The sequence below is a fragment of the Ferrimicrobium acidiphilum DSM 19497 genome (genome assembly GCF_000949255.1).
GTDB classification, from domain to species: Bacteria; Actinomycetota; Acidimicrobiia; order Acidimicrobiales; family Acidimicrobiaceae; genus Ferrimicrobium; species Ferrimicrobium acidiphilum.
On sequence record NZ_JXUW01000026.1, the window covers coordinates 15,971 to 38,995 of the forward strand.

The 23,025-nt window shown below is 54.3% G+C and carries 22 protein-coding genes and 3 tRNA genes; 12 read left to right on the forward strand and 13 right to left on the reverse strand.

Annotation, left to right across the window (positions count from 1 at the left end; all coding sequences use genetic code 11):
* Positions 1-2: 2 nt before the first annotated feature.
* Positions 3-917 carry a prephenate dehydratase gene (locus tag FEAC_RS11100; protein WP_152623204.1) on the reverse strand — a complete coding sequence of 305 codons (915 nt, stop codon included), beginning with the start codon at positions 915-917 and terminating at the stop codon, positions 3-5.
* Between the two features lie 293 nt (positions 918-1,210).
* Between FEAC_RS11100 and FEAC_RS11105 the strand changes: the two genes are divergently transcribed.
* The 3 genes from FEAC_RS11105 to FEAC_RS11110 all read left to right on the forward strand — a co-directional run bounded on the left by FEAC_RS11105 (position 1,211) and on the right by FEAC_RS11110 (position 2,756).
* The gene (locus tag FEAC_RS11105) at positions 1,211-1,753 is read left to right on the forward strand and encodes a pyridoxamine 5'-phosphate oxidase family protein (RefSeq protein WP_035390709.1); all 543 of its coding nucleotides are present in this window, start codon (positions 1,211-1,213) and stop codon (positions 1,751-1,753) included.
* Positions 1,754-1,852: 99 nt separating this feature from the next.
* Entirely contained in the window at positions 1,853-2,023 is a 171-nt protein-coding gene (locus FEAC_RS16445; protein ID WP_081901195.1) for a helix-turn-helix domain-containing protein, read from the forward strand.
* On the forward strand, positions 1,947-2,756 hold the full coding sequence (locus FEAC_RS11110) for an RNA-guided endonuclease InsQ/TnpB family protein (protein ID WP_052566271.1): 810 nt from the start codon (positions 1,947-1,949) through the stop codon (positions 2,754-2,756). Before FEAC_RS16445 ends, FEAC_RS11110 begins: the two co-directional genes overlap by 77 nt.
* A gap of 291 nt (positions 2,757-3,047) precedes the next feature.
* On the opposite strand, the gene FEAC_RS11115 is transcribed toward FEAC_RS11110, so the two are convergent.
* Positions 3,048-4,271 carry an NAD(P)/FAD-dependent oxidoreductase gene (locus FEAC_RS11115; protein WP_052566272.1) on the reverse strand — a complete coding sequence of 408 codons (1,224 nt, stop codon included), beginning with the start codon at positions 4,269-4,271 and terminating at the stop codon, positions 3,048-3,050.
* Positions 4,268-4,777: a hypothetical protein gene (locus FEAC_RS11120; protein ID WP_152623205.1), complete on the reverse strand. Its 510-nt coding sequence runs from the start codon at positions 4,775-4,777 to the stop codon at positions 4,268-4,270. Before FEAC_RS11120 ends, FEAC_RS11115 begins: the two co-directional genes overlap by 4 nt.
* 82 nt (positions 4,778-4,859) lie before the next feature.
* On the opposite strand from FEAC_RS11120, the gene FEAC_RS11125 reads away from it, so the two are divergent.
* Positions 4,860-4,933: transfer RNA gene (locus tag FEAC_RS11125), tRNA-Cys, on the forward strand.
* A gap of 69 nt (positions 4,934-5,002) precedes the next feature.
* On the opposite strand, the gene FEAC_RS11130 is transcribed toward FEAC_RS11125, so the two are convergent.
* Both FEAC_RS11130 and FEAC_RS11135 read right to left on the reverse strand, forming a co-directional pair.
* Positions 5,003-6,040 (reverse strand): sensor domain-containing diguanylate cyclase, encoded by a 1,038-nt coding sequence (locus FEAC_RS11130; RefSeq protein WP_052566273.1) that lies wholly within the window; start codon positions 6,038-6,040, stop codon positions 5,003-5,005.
* 304 nt (positions 6,041-6,344) lie between these two features.
* Entirely contained in the window at positions 6,345-7,541 is a 1,197-nt protein-coding gene (locus FEAC_RS11135) for a YbfB/YjiJ family MFS transporter (protein WP_035390706.1), read from the reverse strand.
* Between the two features lie 71 nt (positions 7,542-7,612).
* Here FEAC_RS11135 and FEAC_RS11140 point away from each other — a divergent pair, with 71 nt between their 5' ends.
* The 3 genes from FEAC_RS11140 (at position 7,613) to FEAC_RS11150 (ending at position 10,537) form a co-directional block, all read left to right on the forward strand.
* Positions 7,613-7,813, forward strand: coding sequence for a heavy-metal-associated domain-containing protein (locus tag FEAC_RS11140; RefSeq protein WP_236684645.1), 201 nt, complete (start codon positions 7,613-7,615; stop codon positions 7,811-7,813).
* On the forward strand, positions 7,794-9,872 hold the full coding sequence (locus FEAC_RS11145) for a heavy metal translocating P-type ATPase (protein ID WP_052566274.1): 2,079 nt from the start codon (positions 7,794-7,796) through the stop codon (positions 9,870-9,872). Before FEAC_RS11140 ends, FEAC_RS11145 begins: the two co-directional genes overlap by 20 nt.
* A gap of 236 nt (positions 9,873-10,108) precedes the next feature.
* Positions 10,109-10,537, forward strand: a complete 429-nt coding sequence (locus FEAC_RS11150; RefSeq protein WP_035390700.1) for a hypothetical protein — start codon at positions 10,109-10,111, stop codon at positions 10,535-10,537.
* Positions 10,538-11,111: 574 nt separating this feature from the next.
* On the opposite strand, the gene FEAC_RS11155 is transcribed toward FEAC_RS11150, so the two are convergent.
* A tRNA-Val gene (locus FEAC_RS11155) sits at positions 11,112-11,184 on the reverse strand.
* A gap of 653 nt (positions 11,185-11,837) precedes the next feature.
* Between FEAC_RS11155 and FEAC_RS11160 the strand changes: the two genes are divergently transcribed.
* The 4 genes from FEAC_RS11160 to FEAC_RS11175 all read left to right on the forward strand — a co-directional run bounded on the left by FEAC_RS11160 (position 11,838) and on the right by FEAC_RS11175 (position 15,860).
* Positions 11,838-12,791 carry a D-2-hydroxyacid dehydrogenase family protein gene (locus FEAC_RS11160; RefSeq protein ID WP_035390697.1) on the forward strand — a complete coding sequence of 318 codons (954 nt, stop codon included), beginning with the start codon at positions 11,838-11,840 and terminating at the stop codon, positions 12,789-12,791.
* A 290-nt stretch (positions 12,792-13,081) separates the two neighbouring features.
* Positions 13,082-14,338 (forward strand): acyl-CoA dehydrogenase family protein, encoded by a 1,257-nt coding sequence (locus tag FEAC_RS11165; protein ID WP_152623206.1) that lies wholly within the window; start codon positions 13,082-13,084, stop codon positions 14,336-14,338.
* A gap of 651 nt (positions 14,339-14,989) precedes the next feature.
* Positions 14,990-15,433 (forward strand): zinc ribbon domain-containing protein, encoded by a 444-nt coding sequence (locus tag FEAC_RS16450; protein WP_371525070.1) that lies wholly within the window; start codon positions 14,990-14,992, stop codon positions 15,431-15,433.
* 190 nt (positions 15,434-15,623) lie between these two features.
* Positions 15,624-15,860 carry a hypothetical protein gene (locus FEAC_RS11175; protein WP_035390689.1) on the forward strand — a complete coding sequence of 79 codons (237 nt, stop codon included), beginning with the start codon at positions 15,624-15,626 and terminating at the stop codon, positions 15,858-15,860.
* 10 nt (positions 15,861-15,870) lie between these two features.
* On the opposite strand, the gene FEAC_RS11180 is transcribed toward FEAC_RS11175, so the two are convergent.
* The 4 genes from FEAC_RS11180 to FEAC_RS11195 all read right to left on the reverse strand — a co-directional run bounded on the left by FEAC_RS11180 (position 15,871) and on the right by FEAC_RS11195 (position 19,350).
* Positions 15,871-17,241, reverse strand: a complete 1,371-nt coding sequence (locus FEAC_RS11180; protein ID WP_082055647.1) for an ISL3 family transposase — start codon at positions 17,239-17,241, stop codon at positions 15,871-15,873.
* Positions 17,242-17,952: 711 nt separating this feature from the next.
* Positions 17,953-18,028, reverse strand: a tRNA-Gly gene (locus tag FEAC_RS11185).
* 93 nt (positions 18,029-18,121) lie between these two features.
* Positions 18,122-18,556, reverse strand: coding sequence for a dUTP diphosphatase (gene dut / locus FEAC_RS11190; RefSeq protein ID WP_035392141.1), 435 nt, complete (start codon positions 18,554-18,556; stop codon positions 18,122-18,124).
* Positions 18,553-19,350 (reverse strand): polyprenol monophosphomannose synthase, encoded by a 798-nt coding sequence (locus FEAC_RS11195; RefSeq protein WP_081901300.1) that lies wholly within the window; start codon positions 19,348-19,350, stop codon positions 18,553-18,555. The genes dut and FEAC_RS11195 overlap by 4 nt, the downstream gene beginning before the upstream one ends.
* Positions 19,351-19,431: 81 nt before the next feature.
* On the opposite strand from FEAC_RS11195, the gene orn reads away from it, so the two are divergent.
* Entirely contained in the window at positions 19,432-19,983 is a 552-nt protein-coding gene (orn, locus tag FEAC_RS11200) for an oligoribonuclease (protein WP_269078275.1), read from the forward strand.
* On the opposite strand, the gene FEAC_RS11205 is transcribed toward orn, so the two are convergent.
* From FEAC_RS11205 to FEAC_RS11215, 3 genes are read right to left on the reverse strand one after another with little or no spacing between them, the layout of a single operon-like run.
* The gene (locus tag FEAC_RS11205; RefSeq protein ID WP_052566276.1) at positions 19,939-20,418 is read right to left on the reverse strand and encodes a glycosyl-4,4'-diaponeurosporenoate acyltransferase CrtO family protein; all 480 of its coding nucleotides are present in this window, start codon (positions 20,416-20,418) and stop codon (positions 19,939-19,941) included. The genes orn and FEAC_RS11205 overlap by 45 nt on opposite strands.
* Positions 20,419-21,624 carry a glycosyltransferase family 2 protein gene (locus FEAC_RS11210; RefSeq protein ID WP_081901299.1) on the reverse strand — a complete coding sequence of 402 codons (1,206 nt, stop codon included), beginning with the start codon at positions 21,622-21,624 and terminating at the stop codon, positions 20,419-20,421.
* Positions 21,527-22,555, reverse strand: coding sequence for an LLM class F420-dependent oxidoreductase (locus tag FEAC_RS11215; RefSeq protein WP_035392137.1), 1,029 nt, complete (start codon positions 22,553-22,555; stop codon positions 21,527-21,529). The genes FEAC_RS11210 and FEAC_RS11215 overlap by 98 nt, the downstream gene beginning before the upstream one ends.
* Positions 22,556-23,025: the final 470 nt, after the last annotated feature.

Here is a 23,025-nt window from a genome sequence, read left to right on the forward strand (position 1 = left end):
ATCTAAGCGTCAGGCGGAGAGGTATCTTCGTAAAGTAATACTCCACGAGGTAGCTGTGTTGAAGGTGTCACTACCTCTTTTTCCGCCCAACGAGGATAGCAACCCATCAATTTAACCTGGTGCCCGGCTCGCAGGAGCGAACGGAGTAATGAACGCACCGGATCCACGTGTGCGTGTCCATCAGCCACGACGACAAAGCAGTGGACATCTCGTTCACCCGCAAGTGGGCGCGAAAGAATTGAGGTCATGTTGACATCATGGTTCTTGAACTGACTCGCGATCTCACTCAATGCACCTACAGCATCAAACCGCGGAACTATAGCCAGCATCGTGCGGTCAGAACCAGTAGGTGCTGGAAGGGTGTTCGCGATCAAGGCATACCGTGTTCTAAGCTCACTCACCTGAGCCACCTCAGTTGCAACGGCATTAAGCCCCGCTTGGGCGCCAACACTCGGTGGTGCGAGTGCCATGAGCCCCGCATCTCGTGCACTAACGACCTCGTCACAGGCTGCTTTGGTTGAGATTGCGTGGCGTACGTTCATCCCACGATGACGAATAAAGTCCGCACAGAGGTCCAGAATCATTGAATGAGAGATAACTGTATGCACAGACGCCTCGCCATTTAAGGAAAAACCCCAAATTTCTTCGGCGAGAACCGCCTCACCGACGATCATCGCATCCTCAGCGTCAAATATCAGACGATCGAGCGTTAGAGTTAGCTCGCCCTCCGTGGAGTTCTCGATAGGGAGCACGCCCAGGAGTCCAGGTGTGGTAGATACCGTAAAGATGACCTGCTCTACCGATGGCATCGGTAAGGGATCAAACTCTGTGAACCCAAAAAGCTCGATGACTCGATGGTCGGAACTGCCCAGCGGTCCAGCGAAACAGATCATAGGCTGTTCACGGTTCTGTACCAACGAAACCCTCCTTCATGTGTGCGCTGTTCCCTCAAGCCTAGGACGAGAAGACTCCCGTCGCCAACAGCCAGCCTGTGAGCACCATCAAGGAACGCAATCACAGCCAGGATCTTGGGAGACCTCGTCGAAGAGAGGTCCATACAAACAGCCATCAACTTGGGCCAGATCTCCCCTACCTCAGCGCGGTGGACACTGCTAGCAGCTAGACGTTCTAACCTGCACAGCCTCCTCTCACTGGGAAAATTCGCCAGAGTAAGCCCACATGGTCACAGCCGATAGCTAAAGTCAAGAAGATGACTACGCACGCTGAGCTGACAAAAGATGACATAGACTTCATCCACAGTCAGGAGTTGTTTTTTGTTGCGACAGCACCGCTTAGCGACCATGGCCACATCAACTGTTCTCCCAAAGGCTTGCGTGATACCCTTTATCTTCCGGATCCTCGTCACGTGGCCTATTTGGATCTGACCGGCTCGGGTGCGGAGACGATCGCTCATCTTCGAGAAAACGGGCGAATCACCTTGATGTTCTGTTCTTTTGCCGGGGTGCCAAACATCCTCCGGATCTACGGTAGCGGTCAACCGCTGCTTCCCGGCGGTTCAAGATATGACTCGCTGATCACCAAGTTTCCCAGTCGTCAAGGTGCTCGAGCCATTATCTTGATCACGATCTCGAGCATCGCGAACTCTTGTGGTTATGGAGTACCGATGGCGGCACAGATGCGTCAACGTGAACGGCTTGAGAACTGGATTGCCGCCAAAGGGGAGGAGGACTTGAAGACCTATCGAAAGCGCCACAACACCCGCAGCATCGATGGCCTGCCGGCAATCCCATAAATTGACCAAACCGGAGCGCAAAGCCCCGTCTGTAAGGGCTGGGTCGAGCGACCTCGATTACATCCCAGAGTCAAGTCTGTCAGACTCCCTACCAATACTATGAGTATTCGTGAGCGACTTTATCCACAAGAGCAGGAGTTATCCGTTCTCGTGCGTCACTGCTCCGATGCTCGCTATGTCTGGAATCTAGCACTTGAACAACGCAACTCATGGAGACGCCGACGATCACAGAGGATCACCACCCATTCTCAAGATGCTAGAACTCGCTGAGGCTCGCAAGCTAACTTGGCTCAAAGAAGGCTCGTCCACAATTCAACAACAGGCTCTTCGAGACCTAAATCAAGCATTTCAAAACTGGTGGAAACGACCAGACCATTTCGGGCACCCCATTTGGCCTAAAGCCGGTATCAATGAAGGCTTTGTAATACGGGATCTGTCTATTCGACGGCTCAACCGCAAGTGGGGCCAGGCGTTCATCCCTAAGTGTGGGTGGGTTAAGTTCCGCGTCACCTGTGAGTGGCGTGATATAGAGACAGCGTTGTCCGCACGAGTTACCAAAGATCGCGCCGGACGATGGTTTGTGAGCTTCACCCGTCTAGCTCCACAGATTGAACGCGAGCCTACCGGCGAGATAGTCGGCCTGGACATGGGTGTCACTCATACGGTGGCTACATCCAAGGGCAAGTTTCTCGATATGAAACTACTCACCAACCGAGAGCGCCAACCTAAGAGGCGACTACAACGCAAACTAGCTAGACAGACCAAAGGCTCCAACCGTCGCAATGCCACAAAGCTAGCTATCAGCAAAGGAGACCGATCAACGCAAAGACTGGATCGAGTGGACCACGACCTGATTGCCCTAGAGGATTTGGGGGTCAAGGGACATGACCCGTTCGACCACGGGCACGGTCAAGAACCCAGGCAAGAACGTTGCTCAGAAGTCCGGACTCAACAGGTCTATCCTCGAACAGGGCTGGGGTATGTTCCACAGACGGCTCACTGACAAAGCTATCAATGCCATAACCCCAATGCCATAACCCCAGTAGAAATTATCGCCATCAACCCCACATACACGAGCCTACGTTGTTCTAAGTGTGGTTAAAGGACGTGGAGGGACATCGCACGCTAACAAGCACCCAGACCCAGTGAAGCGCCAACCAGCCGAAGCTGCATGAGCAGCCTAGGAAGCCCCGTTCGTAAGGGTGGAGGATGTCACTCAGAGCAAAGCTGTAACCCGAAAAGGTAAAGCAGGCAGGGCCAATCCGACCCACTGCGGCCACCTCTGAGCGCAGATCTAATCATCCCAACTAAGTCTCGCTCGGGTCGCTCTGGCTAATCTCATACCGGCGGTCAATGCAAGCCAAGCGCCAAAAGAGCCTGGTTGCGGTCCAGAATACTGGGTTAGGTCGTTCCAAAACATCCCCCAGGCGCTCGCGATGCGCTCAGAGTGGCTGCCAGCGCGAACCAGCGACCGCATAGCTAAATCAGCGACCTTGGGGTGGCCGAGCGCAATGCTCTGGGCAAGATAGCCGGTAGAGAGAAAGCCGCCGAAGTGTTCGTGGATCGCAGATCGATAGGCTGCCGCTCCGTCCGGACCAGATCGGTCGACCACCGAAGCGCATAACGAAGCGCTAACGAGTGCAGCTGCGATCCCCTCTCCCTGCAATGGATTGACGAGTCCAGCTGCATCCCCAACCAAATAGACGCCATCGGTAGCCACTCGAGTCCCGACGAGTCCCATTTTCAACCAGCCTCCCATCTCCTGGTGACCACCACCGAGCTTTACAACACCACGATCAACGAGATCCTGCTGATAACGATCCAATAGCTCCCGCGCTCCCTTTGCACGGCTACGGTCAGAGCCAACACCGATACCAATACCAAGATTCAGCTGGTTGTCTCCCTGATCGAAGACCCATCCATACCCAGGGGTAGCAGCTGGGCCGTTCCTAAGCAGCAGGTCAACCCTATCGGCCTTGGCAGAACCTGGGACGTGGCGTCGCAACGCGAAACCGAGGAGGATCCGTCCCTGGTCGGTCATGTTCATAGAGCGCGCAACGCTTGAGTTTGCACCATCGGCCCCAATAACTACATCAAACTCATCGTTCTGATCGGAAATCCGCGCACGAAGTCGATTACCCAGTCTCGCAACCCCGCTGACTACTCCATTCCTAGCTACGGCACCTTCAGAGAGAGCTTGCCTGTAGAGAAGGTCGTCAAAGTCGCGCCTGGGAATGGTCAAGCCAAATCCCCGATGACCAAGCCCAGGACGAGCTGGCATCAACATCTCACGCCCCTCGAATCCGAGCCACATCGACCCAATGTGGTGCCGATCAGCACCAAGATCGACCCCCACTCGCTCTAGCACCGCGAGAGCGAGTGGGCCAATCACATCTCCACAAGCCTTATCTCTAGGAAATTGGGCTCGATCTGCGAGCACTACGTCGTGTCCATCTCTAGCTAAAAGTATGCTCACTAGCGATCCCGCTGGCCCAGCTCCAGCTACGAGAATCCTCACGAGAAGCTGACCTGCAGGATCCGGAGTTGAAGTTCAGAAGCACTACTTTTGGCAGGATAGGGATCCTTTATGCCGACCTCCCAGTAGAACCCGTTGTTCCCTGCCTTTGAGGCCAGGATCACATCCTGACCCTTGGTGACGCTTGCATCATAAAGATGCCAGCCTGCATCCGGAAGTGATGCCTTAAAGAACGCGAGAACCTGTCGCGGCCGCATTTTAGACTGGTAAAGGATATAACCATCAAAATTAGCGCCCCCAGCATTTAGGTTTTCATAAGCCTTGGCGACCATGCCAACCGGAATGAGAACCGTCTCTGCAATGTTCTTGGGAATCTCGCCTGCTGGGCCCAGCTTCAGGAGCTGCGGCATCGCCGTCGTTGCCGACGTCGGAATAGGGATCTGCGCTGGCCTCTGACCCCCACTTGGAATCGCAGCCAATGTTCCGATACTCACAACAACGATTGCACCGACTCCGACCGTCCAACCTATCACCCTACGTCTGTTCACGCTCTATCTTGTTCCAATCTGAAGGACTTAGCCAACCCGATCGGTTCATATTGCTGACCCGATTAGTCTCCTATAGATTACTGGCGGTGTGGCCGAGTGGTTAGGCAGAGGCCTGCAAAGCCTTGCACAGCGGTTCGAATCCGCTCGCCGCCTCCAGTTGTTCTGTTCATCAGCGTCCGCCCTCGCCAGAACGGATGCGGTCAATGAGCCTAGAACCTAACATCGCTAAGTGACGACCGCGAGCTCCACCGCCGAACCTAGTCTGAGCTTCGCCCGATACATGGCTCCATCTGCTCGCCGCAAGAGGTTGTCTACGCTCTCATGCGGATCACCAGTCACCGCAATCCCTACACTCAAAGAGATATTGGCGGCGGCACCGGTTTCAAAACTCATAGAGTCATCCGCCGCGCGTAACAAACGCTCCCCAATCCGCACCGCATCGCTCGGTTCACCAAGATCCGGACAGATGATAACAAACTCGTCACCCCCGAGTCTCGCGAGCGAATCTGTAGGCCGGATATGACTCCTCATCGCGGCAGCCATCACCTTCAAGACATGATCTCCAACGGCATGACCGAAGTGATCATTAATCTCTTTGAAGCCATCGAGATCGACAAAGAGCACGGCGAGCAGCTGCCCGGTACCCAACAGCTGCGCAACGGCTCGTTGTATGTATTCAACACACCAGGCACGATTTGGGAGACCAGTTAGCGAGTCGGTCATCGCGGCGCGCCGCAGCCCCAGGACTGCAGATGCAAGTTGAGCAAGATGGCGAAGAAGACTTAGCTCATCGCTGGTGAACTCCCTCGGCTGAGAATCAAAGATCGCGACACTTCCGATGACAATCCCGTTGTCAACCAGCGGTTCTCCCGCATAGGCAGCAACCACATGGTCACGCACTAACGGATTGGCTCGATAGACCCGATGCGTCGCGGCATCGGCCACAACCAGGCTCCGTCCGGTATTGACGACTTCAGCACAAAAGGACTCTTCGTCAGGCACGCTAGTGGAACTTTCCCCTACTCCGATCTCGGCAGCATACGTTTGCTTGCCTGGAGTTACGATATTCACAACAGCTATAGGAACATGACAGCCAATTCCCAGCGATGCAACTATCGCATCAAAGTCCTTGTCTCCCAAATGACCTGACAGTTGAAGATTATCTACACCATTCAATCTCTCGACGTTCTCGACACCAGTCACCAGTCTTGTTGGCAACTGGGCAGAGTCGATGTATTCAGAACCACTTAACCGACAACTCATCGACGCACCACCACTTCGAGGGGACATAATCCCCAACTCGCCGACTCTACAAGCACCGTCAGCCAACTAACTTATCGGCATAACCGGATGAGCGCTGTAGGCAACAACCTCTACATCCTTAAGGTAATGTGCCAAATTCACGTACAATCCGCTATTCCATTTTTGGTGCTTGCCAGAGCTAGCGGGTGAAAAAGTCCAGATAATGGAGGTTACAACTCAGACGCGCATTTCGGTCATGCCAGCCGACGTGAACAGCCTCTCACTCCTCTGCATTTGCCTGCATAGAGGCGGCTCACGAAAGCAGCTAGGCAGCTGCAGTGCGCTGGAAGAGCGAGACGATCGCGGCAAGGCCAATGACAGCAGCGCCGGCACCAACAGCCCATGTCAATCCAAGATGTGAGTCAGCAATCTGGCCAGCTACGAGTGGTCCCAAACTCTGTCCAAGAGCGATAGCGACAGTTGCAACCCCCATGGCACCTGTCTGGAGCGAGGGCGGTAGCACCGCACGCGTCACGACCCCGAAGGCAGTCGAACAGCTCATCAATGCGAGTCCAAACAAAACTGCAGCCACTGACTCGACAAGCAGGGTGGTTGATACTAAAAAGAGGGCAGCCCCAAGCGCTCCGGAGAAGTAAATAAGCGCGGTTACACGCCCAGGGTGGCGGCCGGCAAGTGGCCGGTACCACACAAAGCCACTCACCACAGCCACGACTCCGAAGATGAGGTAGGAGATCACCACTCTTGAAGATGCGAGTCCCAGATGACCCATCAGTGCAACTTGAAAGGTCAGAAAGGCGAGGTAACCGAATCCAAATAGCCCATAGGCGATGAGCGCTGGAAGGAGCGCTTTGTAGTGGCCAAGGTGGCGTTCCCCAGACGATCGAACTGGAGGATCGGTTACCTGCAACGATGCATAGGTAGCTCCAACCATCGCCACAAGAGTTATAACCGCCAAGACTCCCCAGTCGAGACGCCACAAGGTGGCTGGGGATCCATGAATTGAAGGGATAATCGCGCCACTGATCGCGGTTCCAAGACCAGCTCCACCGAAGTAGATGCCTAGTATGGCTGCCGCCCCAGTCCTTGTCAGCCCGACAGTGGCCTGCTGTGCAAGAGAGGACCCAACCACAAAGATCACCGCCCCGCAGAAACCAGAGACGAGTCGAAGAGTCAATAGCGGAACAAGGTGAGGACTCGCAGGGGTCAATGCAAGTGAGGCAACTATCCCACCGCCTGCTAGAACAAAAGAGCGTCGATTACCAAAACGATCAGTTATGCGGGTGACAAAGATCGCTCCTGTAAGGTATCCGAGCGCATTCACTGTGTTCATCGCGCCGGCTGCAAAGTAGCTCCAATGGAGCGCCAGACGCATGGTTGGCAATAAGAGTGAGTATGCAAATCGAGCGAACCCAAGCGACGTCGCGGCTGCGAGTGACAGGCCAAAAGCCGTCAGAACAACCCTGATCTCAATACGCCGAAGACCGGCCTTTGGACGCTCCACCAACAGCTCCTTACATCCACCAACTACGGCAAGGATAGACTAGAAATAACAGAAAGTTGAGGTACCAGATGATGCAATTTAGCGTGCCCACCGTCAGTTGCCATCATTGCCAGCTGGCGATCCAGGGAGAGGTCAGCAAACTTCCAGGCGTGCAGTCCGTCGATGTCGATCTTGAGACCAAGACGGTGAAGGTCGAAGGAGATGACCTCGGGGTTGACGAGCTACTCGCTGCTATCGATGAGGCTGGTTACGATGCCAAGCTCATCAACTGAACAGATCGACCTTGATCTCTTCGGGATGACCTGCACGAGTTGTGCATCTCGAATCGAACGCAAGCTAAACCGCCTACCTGGCGCAAATGCGACGGTTAACTATGCACTCGAAGAGGCAACTATTAGTTATGATCCAAACGCACTCGACATCGATAACATCGTCGATGCCGTTAGGCAGGCTGGCTACGACGCAGTCAAGAAAGACAAAGCAGGGCCAACACCGAAAACTCACCACCCAACTTGGCCGCTCGCAATCAGTGCAGCTCTGAGCGCGATACTACTAGGTAGTGATCTATCGATCTGGTCAATCTCCAGACCGATAGCATTCCTCCTTGCGGCCGTAGTCGTCCTCTTGGTCGGACGAGACTTTTTGGTCACCGCTATACGCGATCTTGGCCACTTAACAGGAGGCATGGACTCTCTCGTTTCATTGGGGTTCGTAACTGCATTTGTGTGGTCAACGGCTGTCACTTTTGCCGGCCTTGGACACGAACCGATCTTCTTTGATGCAGCAGCGATCGTTCCGACGGTGATCTATCTCGGACGATGGATCGAGGATCGGGCCAAAACGGTTGCGAGATCCGATCTCAACGATCTGCAAGCGCAGATACTTGGTGATGTCATGATCAAACGTCAAGGTGTCGAGATGATCGTCCCAGCGAGTGAGATTCTACGTGAGGACGTTGTGACAGTGCGCCCGGGTCAAGTAGTCCCAACCGATATAACGGTCACCATCGGAGAATCAACGGTTGATACTGCGATCATCACGGGAGAATCCGACCCTACCCCAGTAGCACCTGGGATCAACGTACTGGCAGGGTCCTTGAACCGAGACCAGCTTCTCGAGGGAGTTGCGACCACCAGTGCTCAGCGCAGCTTCCTCTCACAGCTCACCCTACAGGTGGCTCAAGCACAGGCCAGGAAGGCCAATCTTGAGCGTATAAGTGATCGTATCTCCAGGGTATTCGTGCCGATCGTGATTTTGATAGCAATCGCTACTTTCTTGGCCTGGCTAGCCGAAGGGTCTGCGACTAGGGCATTGGTGGCAGCAATAGCCGTTCTCGTTGTCGCATGTCCGTGCTCCCTCGGTCTCGCCACACCAATAGCATTCCTTGTCGCCACCTCTAGAGCTGCCAGATCTGGTATCCTGATCCAAAGTCCTACCGTCCTCGAGCAGGTACCAAAAATCGACACCGTTTTCCTCGATAAGACCGGCACGCTTACCGATGCAACCTTGTCATTCGATCATCTACCAGCTCAACTGTCACCCATCGAACGCGAACGCATCGCCGCTATAGCCCAGGCTTCAACACATCCAGTAGCACGCGCTCTTGGCACGTTATCGACCACCCAGCTAAGCGTGGAGGCCGTGAAGGAACTCCCGGGTTCCGGCATGGTCGGGACAGTAGATGGCCACACGATCACCATAGCAACACCTCAGTTCTTCAATATCCAAACAAGCGACGGACCAAGAACAGTCGCGTGTCAGATCGACGATCAGCCTCCCATGATATTTACCCTACGTGAGACCCTAAGAGACGGTGCTACCGACCTTGTGCAAGCGCTGCGAGACAACGGAATCCAGATCGTCATGTTGACTGGAGATCGGCTTAACAATGCGGAGCCACTAGCAAGAGCGTTAGGGATAGACACAATCCGCGCCAATGTACAACCGGCAGAAAAGTCTGCAGCAATCCGAGACGCCCAGGCTCTCGGGAAACGTGTAGCAATGGTAGGAGACGGCATCAACGATGCAGCTGCTCTCGCTCAGGCCGATCTAGGTATTGCACTCGCTGGCGGTACCGACATCGCAAAGGCCAGCGCTGACATCACGATCCTCGGTGACGACATTCTAAAGGTTCCTGGCGCTATTGGTTTAGCTCGTGCCACACTTCGTAACATTCATCAAAACTTTGCATGGGCCATCGGATACAATGTCGTCGCCATTACTTTGGCAGCAGTTGGCATCTTGAATCCCATGCTCGCGGCAGCACTGATGGCGAGTTCATCCCTGATCGTGGTAACCAACGCTCTGCGGCTCAGAAGATGGCATCTTTGAACAAACGTTCGATCTCATCCATAAGTGCTAAACCACAACTGTCTGTCTAACTAAGCCGTACGACGTCGAGTTCATCCTCGCTACCATCTATCGAGTCAATGAAGCAACACGCGGGGATGCGCCAACAGCAGGTCTGTACTAGATCCACCGCCCTGAGCGTGGACCCCCATATTTTGCTGTATAAATCGTCGCGACCGACTTGCCAGATGTGACCTAAGCCACTAGGATTTAGCCCCATGAGCAAACGTACACTCGACCTGAAACTACTGTCTTTCACCTCGATTGTTGCTCTACTCATTGAATTCATCTTCGGAACGGCGAATGTATTGTACGTCACAATTGCGCCACGCAATCCCTGGGGTGCCTCTCATCCCATCGCCGTGCTCTACATCCACGTCATTATCGGACTGGCCCTTCTGATCAACGGCATCATGATGATCAACGCCTCTCTCGAGCAGCCAGAGGCCGGTGCACTTGGCCATACGATCGTAGGTGTGGCAGGTATTATTATTGCAATTGCCGCTGGACTCGCTTTTGTCAACGGAGGCGGACGTTCAAACCTACTCTCGCTGATTATGGCACTCGGATTCACGCTTGCCCTATTTGCATATGCATTTCTTCTCTACCACCTCAGCCGGACTAGCCCAAAGCAAACTGACGCATAGCGGAGCAGGATCTCTCCGAGCTGCCCGATCGTCTGGCTGACGCCGATCTCCACCTACGACCCACTCCGACAACCCGGGAACGCCACGGAAATGATTGAAGTGCACTCAACCTATCCACGGCTCTGCGAATCGCATAGTTCTCGTTGCATGATGTTTATCGAATATCGTGCGTGTCGCACATCGCAATGTTACTGGAACAGTAATCGCACATCCTCGATCCACGGTGGAAATGAACCGACACTGCAAGTAACCCAAAGTTTCATCCAGATCTGTTAACGACCGTTAGCACCAACTAGTCGGCCCGGAAGTGGAAATACTTGTCTGAATCTGCTCTACTGGCGCATTATACCAATGGCAGAGGGCGCAGTTGTGCTACAAGAACCCACAACAACATGCTCAGAAAACCCTACCGATAGATCCTCTGCCGCACCCAGAGTACACATCGGGCTCCGAAATCTTTATTATCGAGCTGAAGTGCGCCGAGCTTCGACAAAAATAGCTGTTCATGGAGCTCGAATCTAGGAATCCTAGAACAAGCAGTACAGAACCGACATACTTTGACGGTGTCAAGCGGTGGGCCGTAGAGGACTCGAACCTCTGACCCCTTGCGCGTCATGCAAGTGCGCTACCAGCTGCGCCAACGGCCCGTGCGCTACACTCTATAGCCTTTGGCGCCTCAATCGGGCCATCAGACCCTCCACACTCAAACAATCGAGACCTTATTTGGAAGGATGCAACCGAAGACGGCACAGCGAGCGAGCACGATCAGGGTGGGCCTATATTGGCGCGTCCACAACACGCCTCTCAAGAGCTGGGCGAAAATGACTCATAATTCAAATGCTGCATAGCATCATGGAATGCGGTAGCTTGTGGCAGGGCATGCTAATCACTCAGTGGCCGATCCACAATGGCGACAGATCTTGTGAGATCGGAACATCCGAGTGCTGCACACGCATAGACGACGGCTTGAGTTGTTATAGCTGAACGGCAACTGCAGCGGCGCTGGGTACCCCGCCATCGACCGGCAAGAACGATCTGGTCGTCTCTGAACGTCGCAAGTGACATCCTCCCCACCCTTGCAGACGGGGCTTGCGCTCCCGGTTGGTCAAACAGGTTCATCACATCTAATCATGGCACATCATTCCTCAGCAGTTGCTACCTCTGGCTTCCTGAGCCCAGCCACGTTCGAACGCCTAGCAGCGGGTCGACTAGGATCGTGGTCAAAGCCGAACCACAGCAAAGCCACAACCGCTGCTTGTAGTTGACCGGTTGTACTCGACAAGGAACAGGAGATTCCACCATGCGTTGTGCCGTTCTAGACGACTATCAAAATGTGGCGGTCTCAACTGCGGACTGGACCTCCTTACAGGCGACTATATCAGTCGATCCCTTCCACGATCATCTAGAGAGCGAGAACGAACTGGTTTCGCGTCTATATCCCTACGAGATCCTGGTTGTCATGCGCGAACGCACACCGCTCCGCAAGTCTCTTTTGGAGCGCCTTCCCAGCTTACGGCTAATCGTGACCACCGGAATGCGTAACGCATCGATCGATGTCGCTGCCGCCAATCAATTGGGAATCGTCGTCTGTGGTACCAGTGGTCATTCCGAACCACCAGCGGAACTGACTTGGGCTTTAATTCTCGCTCTTAGCAGGCACATTGTCGAGGAGGTCTCATCGGTACGCAACAACGGGCTATGGCAGACGAGCCTCGGTGTCGATCTGTACGGTAAGTGTCTTGGACTGATTGGATTAGGCAAGATCGGCAACCGAGTTGCCCGTGTTGGTGCTGCATTCGGCATGGAGGTCGTCGCATGGAGCCCACACCTAACGGAATCCCGGGCAAGTGAAGCTGGCGCAAGTCTGATGGAATCGCTAGAGGCACTCCTTGCGACTAGCGATATAGTGAGCATACACCTTGTTCTCGGAGAGGGTACCTACGGCCTGTTAGGCCGCCATGAACTCAATCAGATGCGGTCCACTGCTCTATTGATTAACACGTCTCGAGCGGCCATCGTCGACCAGCAAGCACTGATCGAAGCTCTACAGATGGGCACAATCGCCGGAGCGGGACTCGATGTTTTTGATCACGAACCACTCGCCAAAGACGATCCAATCAGGAGCACACCCAACCTGATCGCCACTCCACACCTTGGCTACGTCACCGAGCGCAACTACTCTACCTTCTTTGAGCAGGTGATCGAGGATATCGCCGCATTCGCCACAGGTACGCCCATTCGTTTATTGTCATGACAGCTGGCTGGAAATAGATGTGCACAGCTTCAATAGCATGTGAACACCGGACGGCACCCGAGCAACCCGACGCTCCTCACCACTCCGGATTGCTACGTACTTAATACCTAGCAACCAATCCAGTACAGCGCATTCGGTCAACGTTGCGATCAGATCATCGCAGCCGTCGCACAACCTCTACTCAGGATACAGACTTGGCTGAGGGTTGGAGGCACGGCGCCACCAGCTGAATAGCCGACAGCAGCTAGCTATAGTATTTCGGAGGCGGTGCACGCTACCAAGGGGGAAAGTTGATTTTCCAGGAGAGATATCTTTCGCAGGAGCAGCTACTCATGCGTGACACCTGCAAACGCTATGTCGATGACGTTCTCGCACCGTTCATCCGTGAAAATAGAGAGCGTGAGTGGTCGTTCGACCCCAACACACGGCTCTCTCCTCACATCCTAGAACAGGCGGATCTTGTAGGGCTGCGCTCACTCGGTGTTCCAGAGGAGTTTGGAGGCATAGCGCTCGATCCCACAACGGAGTCTCAAACCTTCGCCATTATAGCCACAGAGCTAGCCCGAGGTGACTCGGGTGTGGCTGACAAGCTTGTTCAGAACTGGAAAATCTCTGTCCTTCTCCGCGAACTCGCGCCCCGCCATCTGCAAGAACATTGGTTCTCTCGCTATATGGCAGAGCCTCAGTTCCTGATGGCACACTGCTTGACAGAACCCAGAGGAGCATCAGACAGGTGGTTGCCTTACAACGTCCCAGAGGCGGCAATGGACACTCGAGCAGTTCTGGAGGGTGACCATTGGAAGATCAACGGCCGCAAGCAGTTCATCTCTAACGGATACGACGCGAGCCTCTATGTCGTCTATGCAAATACAGACTCGTCTGCTGGCATGTTACAAGGGACCTCGAGCTTTCTAGTACCCCGTGATACGCCGGGCCTAGAGGTGACTCGCTGTAACGAAACTATAGGCGGCCGGTTCATGAATAACGGAGAAATTGTCTTCGATGACTGCCGAGTACCCAACGACCACCTGCTCGCGCATAATGATGCGCTAGGCAAGGCCGGTGTCTACTTCAAACCAGGCAAAATTATCCAAGCCGCAAAAAACCTGGGGATTGGCATTGCCGCCTATGAAGACTCGGTCGCCTTTGTACACGAACGCGTACAAGGGGGCCGCGTCCTGATCAAGCATCAAGCAGTTGCAATACGTATAGCAGAGATGGCAACCAAGCTCGAGGCCGTAGCCTCCCTGCTTCGCCATGCAGCCCTTGCCGTGGACGAGGGTTCCCCAGACTCTCAAACCCTCTGCGATATGGTAAAGGTATTTGCATCACAGGAGATATTCAAGGTATGCCAACACGCCGTTGAGCTCCATGGGGGCTATGGAGCCATGCTAGAAGTTGGTGTCGAGAAGTACTTCCGCGATGCAGCCGTCTACCTTCACATGGATGCCACCGTTGATGTCTCAAACTTCAAAATTGTTCGATCGATGTTTCCGGCTACCGCTGGGCTCTATGCCGGTCCGGAGCTGGCATCAACCGACCGTTAACTAACAAAGCGGCGAACTGCCCGTTGGCTCCGTCTTACAGCACTACTACAAGTCGAATGACCCGTACCACTCTTTAAAGGACAGGATCACACCAGTCAACGAACAGATGTACCATAATAAATACTGATGAACTTACATGAGTGGGCACTGTCCCAAGGTATAGACCTGCAGACGGCATATAGGTGGTATAGGACAGGCAAGATACCTGCGCCGACTCATCGCGTAGGCCCTAGCCAAGAACAACGCCAGGCTGTTCAACTGTACGATCTCTAAAACGATGGCGCCGATTGTTCATCTCCTGTCGGCTCGCAGACAAGATAGCCTCACCAACCAACGAGGCCCCCCGAAGCCAACCGTGCACGCCGAGGTTGACTTCGGACTCAGAATCGTTAGTTGCTCTCACTAACGGCGATGAAGATCGAATCCAACCCCGTTCAGAGCATCAATAGCTGAAGTTAGACGGACTCAGAGAGAGCCTTCACGGCGTATACCTAGATCACATGGATACGAGCAGGCAAAAACCAAGCTCAATCGCCTCTGTCGCAAGACCATGCAACCACGTTTCTGCGCCGTGAAAACGTCCATCAGGTGACTCGTCAACTGCTGGACACCTATGGCGAAATAAAGATTGCCGACCTCAATATCGCAGCCATGAACGAAGTATGGGTAAACGCACCCCCTCGACTGGAAACGCTTCACTACAAGACAGAACGTGCCAACGTCAAGGTAGTAGTTGATCGCTACCTCCCTTCATCTCAACTACATCACGGCTGCACCACCAGGTTGGTCGGAGCCAAGCTCGCCAAGAGACTGAGCTGTGATAGGTGCCACGTTGAGGCAGACAGAGATGACATTGCTTCATTGAATATCTGTGACTGGTCGGTTATCAGTTGTGGGCTAGTTGAGTCCAGCGCCCTGTTCGTTCCCAGGCCATTTGGTACAGGCGGCAGTTCAGATGATGGGTTGACTCATCACCTGGAGAGAGCATGTAAGACCGGTAGCAATACTGGCCGTGCTTGGCGAGGCGAGAACGACTCTTGGACGAGTGAGCATGAAGTCCGAGACGAGAACCTTGTAAAAGGTGCATCTAAGTGAGTGACTCACCATTTATCACACAGATGCAACGGCAGGTAGGCGGAAGCCCGTTGAGCACGATCGCATCGCGCGTCATAATCGAGGTAAGCGCGATCAGGAACGTGAAACGAGACTCGTATGGGCAACTCTGAACGCTCACGGTTCTCGGCATAAAAGGCTGTCCTCGCAGCTTCCCAGCGAGAAGGTGCAGGTGGACAGCACCTTGAGCCCGAGCCGTGCCAAGATCGACGTTGAGGTAAGTAACAGGGATCTTCGGAAATCAGCGGTAATCCGGCACCAAGATCGACCAGGAATCGATAAGTCGTTGAGCGCATCTGAGGTGATTGGCCAGATTGGGACCGTCATGTGGAGAGTTCTAAACTACACAACCCGTGAACGGGCAAGAGGGGACAAGGGGTTCTCCCTGGTGTCTTACTTATTGGGTTAGTTGGTTCGGGTTACGAACCAAGTGCGCTAGAGATATGCGTTGTCACCGGGGTAACCGTAGCTAGCAGTGACCAGTCAGGCTTACCAGCGCTAAGGAGTACTCGAATGCGAAAGTTCGCAAAGTTCGTCATCCCAAAGGCGATGCGCTTGATCCGCTTAATGAGGTTGTTCATCGACTCTGTCGGTCCATTGGTCACAAAGGACCTATGCCAGGCCAGGATCTCATCATGCCAGCTTTTCAAGGTTCTCCCAAGTAGCTGGACCTCGGGTGGTCGTTGGTTATCGGTGAAGTCACTGATAAGGGCATCGAGGTGGTCTCTGGCGAGATCTGGGTCACGATAGGTATAGAGCTCTCGTAGGGACTCCTTGACTCTCCAGCTGGTAGCTACCTCGTTGTCTGGGTCACCTAGTTCAAGTAGGTGAGTAAGTTTGGCGTTGGCACCCTCGGTAAGTTTCTCCTTGGCCATATTCAGGAGTCGCCGGATGCGATAGAGCGGATCCCCGCCTCTGCCTCTGTGACCAAGGATGTTCTGTTGTACTCGTCTTCTCGTCTCATCAAGACGAGTGTTGGCGAGCTTTATGAGGTGAAATGGATCGGCCACCAGGACAGCATTGGGTAACGCCTCTTTAAATACCGCTCTATAGGAACCAGCCAGGTCAAGGGTTCCCCACTTGATATCATCACGCCACTCCCTGGAGTGACTAGCTATCCACTTCTTTGGCTCCGCTCCTCCTTTACCAGGAACTACATCGAGAAGGGTTGCGCTCATAACGTCCACGATTGAGGTAGACCACTTCTGGTTGTGATAGCGACCCTCGCGATAGAACAGGGTCTCATCTAATCCAAGTGCACGAACCTTGCCAAAGCGATTTGGATCCTCAACGAGGGGAGTCCCGTAGGCAATCACAGCATCATTGATCGTGTGCCAGTCACAATCGAGTTCTCTGGCTACCGATGACACCGATCGCCCGTCTCTACCAACCACTCGGGTTGCGAATCTAGCTGCCCTATCGGTGAGCTTTAGCCTTGGGGCTGCGATCCTAGTGTCCACATCGCTCCATGACGGGGCGATGCAGGTCTCATCCTTGCACACCCACCTGCGTTTGTGCCAGATGAGCCTTACGGGACGGCCAAAGCTTTGTAGATCAATCAGCTCTACTAGTGAGCCTCCCTTGGAATAACTCATCCCATTACAGACTGGGCATTTTGGCCGCTCGCCTCGACACTCGATATGGACCCGAAGGGGTGTCTTTGAATCTTCGTTACCCAGATCCTCGACACCAATCAAATTGACATCCTTTAGACCGAGCAAGATCTCTGCAATGCGGATAGGATTTTGTTCCACAGGGGTCCTCCAGTGATGAGTTGTTACTAATCCCATTCTGGCAGAGCCCCTGTGACCCTCCCAAACTCACCCCTAGTGCGTGGCTATACCCGACTAATTTCCCCACTTAAATCCGAAGTCCCAGTAACAGGGAAGCTCCTTGCACGATTGCAGCGTGCGCCAAAACGCATCGAGTGGGATCCGTCCAGAGGATCATCCCATGCAGGATCGGAGCATCGCCAAAGCGGCATCTTGCTTGAACCGGTTTGAGGGTGCGCCGTTGGTTCTTGGATTGTCCAAAGCGAGAGTCCAGATGATGGAATGAGTCATCATCCGGACAGAGCTGGTGATACCGGCAATGCTCGAAAATGCGAAAACAGCTCTTGTACTGCTTAGAGCGGAGTCGAAGATGAGAGCTCTGCAAAGGGGGTGCATCTCCGTGAGTGGACTCACAACTCATCACGCAGATGCTACGGGTGACCGACTCTGTTCGAGCTACTTGTCAGCACCCTGTCAGAGTGGCCAGCGCCCCTGCTTCGATGGCAGCCACGCCCGTCGTTAGACGCCAGCCCGAGTTGCTAATACGAGGGCCACAGCGTCTCGATCCGCGTGATAGTTGGCAAGAGCTGTTCGCTATACCATCAGCACGGTAACCCGCCGACCAGAACCCCGCGACGGCTGTCCTTCGGCCGCGAACCCGAGGAGACTGTTGTGGCAATAAGCCTCAAAAACAAGAAACTCGATCGAGTCCAAGACCTGAACTATTCCTGGAGCGGACGACGGGATTCGAACCCGCGACCCTCACCTTGGCAAGGTGATGCTCTACCAACTGAGCCACGTCCGCGTTACGAGCTACAGTATAACCGATGACTGGAGTCGGGTTGCTCATCTCAACGACATACACCCAGTTGTCGAAAGGTGATCGGTTTTAACCTGGTCAGCGGTGGCCAGTGTGCCCAAAACCACCAGTCCCGCGTAGCGTCTCAGTCAATTCATCCCGCACCAAGTAATCAACCCCCAAATAGCTCGCCACCACGAGTTGAGCGATACGAACTCCAGGATCCAAGTCTACGGTTTCACCACCTAAATTCACCAAAAGCACTCTTACCTCACCGCGATAACCAGCGTCGATGAGACCAGGGGCATTCAACACTGTGATCCCATGGTTGAGCGCCAATCCACTTCGCGGCATCACCAAGCCCATTGTCCCAGAGGGCAACTCGAGTGCAACTCCAGTTCTAGCTAGCCCTCTGGAACCAGGGAGCAACGTTAGGGGCTCAACGAGGGTAAGGTCCGCACCAGCATCGTCTGGCAGCTGCCGAACCGGCACCTGCGCCTTCGGGTGAAGCAGCTTTACAGCGACATTGGTCACCTGTTGATCCGGATCAGCTTCTCAAGTTGATCGATCAATCTATCCTGCCGCGATCCCTGGCGCAGCCAACGAAAACGACGACCAATTCCCCAAACCGTACAGAGCATCATCGCCTCAATCACGATATGGCTAGACATTTTTGAACTACCCGATCGCCTATCGTGAAAGGTTATAGGAACCTCAATAACACGAAAGCCCAGTTGCGAAACAAGATACGCCATCTCGACTTGAAAACCATAGCCGTCGGCGCGAATCTCGTCCAAGTTGATCAACTTAAGGACCTCGGAGTCGTAGGCTCGGAATCCGGCGGTAGCATCACGCACACTGATACCGAGCATCGCCGAAGCGTATAGGTTTCCAAGGCGCGAGATCAACAACCGTGGCATGGGAAGCCCCTCTGAAGAGCCACCAGCAACATAACGCGACCCTATAGCCAGCCCAGCGCCAGCATCAAGTCCATTAAGTAACTCCGGGATAAGCTTTGGATCATGTGAGAAGTCTGCGTCGATCTCAACGACTGCGCTTGCTCCAGAAACTAGAGCTTCGTGAAATCCGGCACGATATGCTGCGCCAAGTCCATCCTTCTCTGGGCGGCGAAGCACTCGCACATGCGGGTCATCCACGCCAACCTTCTCCACCAGGTCAGCTGTGCCGTCGGGTGAACTATCGTCAACCACGAGTACAGTCGACGAAGGCACGGCCTCACGCACCGCGTAGACGATATCTACGACGTTGCTAGCCTCATTGTACGTTGGAACGATCACCCAAGGGTGCTCTGACGCCGTCCGACCCATATGTCCCTTCTTGTTCGACGTACATCAATGGTACCCCACTCAGCATACACAGCGAGTAACCTGGCTGTCATGTTGGCATGGATGGATCTTGAAATGACTGGCCTGCTCCCTGAGCGCCACGTGATCATAGAAATCGCGATGATTGTTACCGACGATGATCTTAATACAATCGAGGAGTTTGGCCCAATCGTCATTCATGCAAGTGAAGCCGAACTTGCGGAGATGGAAAAGGTCGTTTGCAAGATGCATGAGACCAACGGACTGCTTGCCGACGTGCGTAGCTCAACGACAACACTCGCCGAGGCCAGCGCCCAAGCGTTAGCCTTTCTGAAACGCCATTGCCCTAACGCACGTCAGGTGCCACTATGTGGTAACTCCATCGGTACCGATCGTCGATTTCTCGTTAAATACATGCCCGAACTAGAGAACTGGCTACATTACCGTTCGGTTGATGTCTCAAGCATTAAAGAGCTTGCAAAGCGATGGTACCCAGGGCTAACCGAGCTCGTTCCCAACAAAGATAGCTCACATCGCGCACTAGATGACATTCGCGACAGCATCGCTGAGTTGCAGTTCTACCGCGAACATCTATTCGTCGATGCTCCAGTGATCATCAGCTCTGACAATACGTGAGAGTCGTAGACGGTTATAACGTTGCACCGCAATGAACGGCAAATTCGCAATCACTGCGTACGCTACCGGCAGCACGCGAAAGCCGGCGTGCAGCCACAACACGGGCACCCATTGCACCGCTAGTAAGCCAGTATGGACCAGCTCCGCTCGAACGGTTTCGAGATACATGCGCTCGAGCGCGGACCGTTGACGAGTCAAAAGGTGTCGTTTTGACATACCGCCCCCGAATCCTCCCGCCTCAGGCAGTCTGTCCTTCCAGGTCTCGATTTGAAGTTGACGGCGATACCAGCCAACCGATGGTCCCCTTAACCACCAAGCTACACGTGCGATAGAGCGTAAAGTCCCGAGCGATAGCCGCGATCCTACGAGACCGATCAACAGACTCGCGCCCACCCAGAACACTACCGCGATAGCCACCGCTACAAGATTGGACATCTAGCGCCTGGTCCTCATCGATTGACCCCTCCACTTGGTTTGCCCACGGACAAGATCGAATCCAGAAGTTGCCACTATCCAGACAAAGACTGGAAGATAGAGGAGCTGCAGAACCACACTCGACCACCAGAACGTCCCGATCCGACGTGCAACCAGGGTGTTGGATGCACACGTTACAGCTAGCACTGCTACAGCCAATAGCAAAACTTTCGAAGCAGAGGTCGCGATCACCACCAGAGCCGACAACTGAGCCGCAACCATCAAGATCGCCACCCCAGCTCCAGCTCCACGCACCATGAGTGCTCCACGTGCGACATTCTTACGGAACCCCTCAAACAACGATGCAAAACCTGCTGGATACATCCGAAACTCGATCCATCCACGCCCAGCCAGCAGAATGGTACGACCGCCCCATCTCCAAAATCGCTCACCCAGTGCCTGGTCATCAAGGACTGACTCAAGAATCGCTACATGCCCTCCGACCTCCTGATAGCGCACCACCTGGCAACAAAGAACTGGCCCGAAAGTGGCCCGCGAAGATCCGGGCCCTAGAGCGCTAAACGCACCCGAAGCAATCAATGACACCAGGTTTGGATAGAACGCAAACTGCTCATACCACCTGAACATGCGGTGAAAGGGTTGCACACTGACGAGATCATCTGGGTGGCTTCTAGCCAAACCGACCAGCTTCGCCAATGCATCCTCCGCCACGAGGTCGACATCTGCATCCATGAATACAACTGTCTCAACGCCTGGTCTGGGGCTCCACGCACTCAAGGCGCCGGCCTTCGGATTATTGCCGCGACGCCGATCAAGACGCAGGACTCGGGCTCCATGGCTGAGTGCTATCTGACCGGTGGCGTCAGTCGAGCGGTCATCAATAACCGTCACCTCGAAGTCCACACCCTGTTGGTGAGCCAGCGCAGAAAGAAGTCTCGGCAGGAGGAGAGCTTCGTTGTGGGCTGGGATGACGACCTCAACTCCTGCCAATGGGTCGCAATCATCTGCTGTCACAAGCCTAAAGCGAGCAGAGAAAAGCCTCCACGCGAAATAGACCTCGCCGACGACTATAAAGAGCGGCCACGTCACCGCGATGTTGGCAAACAGGTTAGAGCCGATCGACAATCTCTCGCAGTCGACGAAACGATCCCAACGGATCATTCCCAACAGGAGATACCATGAGCGTGCCCACTCCTGCCCCAGCATGAGCCCTGACCCTATCCTCCACGAATCCCGAATCACCTACCAGATTGAGACGCTCTAGCAGATCCAATGGTATGCATGCCGCTGCCTTCTCACGTTCACCGCCCAGGTACAGTTCCTGAATCTGCTCCGCTAAGTCTCCATAACCATAACGATGGAAGAGGTCGTTGTAGAAATTCTTTGTCCTTGCACCCATTCCGCCTACGTAGAGGGCGATATGAGGGCGCGCAAGCTCCAACAACTGCTGGACATCGTCTCCGATCGCTAGCATGCCACCTGCCACAACGTCAAAGTTGGCAAGACTGCCATCACGCCGTGCCAAACCCTTTTTGACCGCCTCTCCCCACACAGCCTCCGCCTGTTCGGGCAGATAGAATATCGGGAGCCAACCCTCGGCTAGTTCTGCAGCTAGAGCCACATTCGCTGGACCGATCGCTGCGACATAGATCGGCAGCCGAGGACGAACCGGCTGTGTGATCAACTTCAATGCCTTGCCCAGACCAGTACCACCTGGAAACGGAATCTGATAGATCCCATCGGCCTCTAGACGTTCGCGACGCCAAACCTTCCGGCAGATCTCGATGAGTTCACGTGTCCGTGCAATCGGCCGATCATACGCGACCCCGTGCCACCCTTCGATAACCTGTGGGCCAGAAGCCCCGAGCCCAAGAACCGCACGACCCCCAGAGACGTAGTCAAGTCCGGCTGCCGTCTGAGCAATCAGCGCAGGCGTCCGCGAGTAGATCGGCAGGATGCCAGGTCCAAGCTCCACCCGAGTCGTTCTCGCCGCCAAATACCCCAGAATGGACACCGCATCAAACCCGTAGGCCTCTGCAACAAAGACGATGTCAAGCCCTGCCTGCTCATAGGTCACCACCTGCTCGACCGTCTCAAGAATATCGCCCGCATAGTTGACCTGCATAGCTAACTTCATCATTCCTCCATCGCAGTCATTCCCAGTCTACGTTAGGAGATCTTCCTCGTCCCAGCAGACCGGCGCTACTTCTCCACCACCCATTCGCGACTGACATATTGCGTTCACGTTTCCGTGAAAAACCGCGCCCGCAGCCACCGGTTAAACACGCTCTGCAACATCCAAGACGACATGATCCAGCTTGGCTCGACGTTAATTCTGGCAACCTTGGAGAGGTGTCGCTAGCCGTCGACGAGTCCACGCTTTGGCTTTGGCAGCATCTGCCAACCCAAGCCACGTTCTCCACACCCGTTGACGTGCCCTAAGCCTGAATCTACCGACGCACCCCGGTGTCGGGGCGTGGCGGTGGCCCTTGGGCTGTGATTTCGTTCCGTTGATTTAACCCGGGGTTCTGGATCGGTTCTGACCCAGAGTTAGGCGTGGTGGGTTAAGGATCTGATTTGGTGTTTCATTTGTGGGGCGCATGGAGA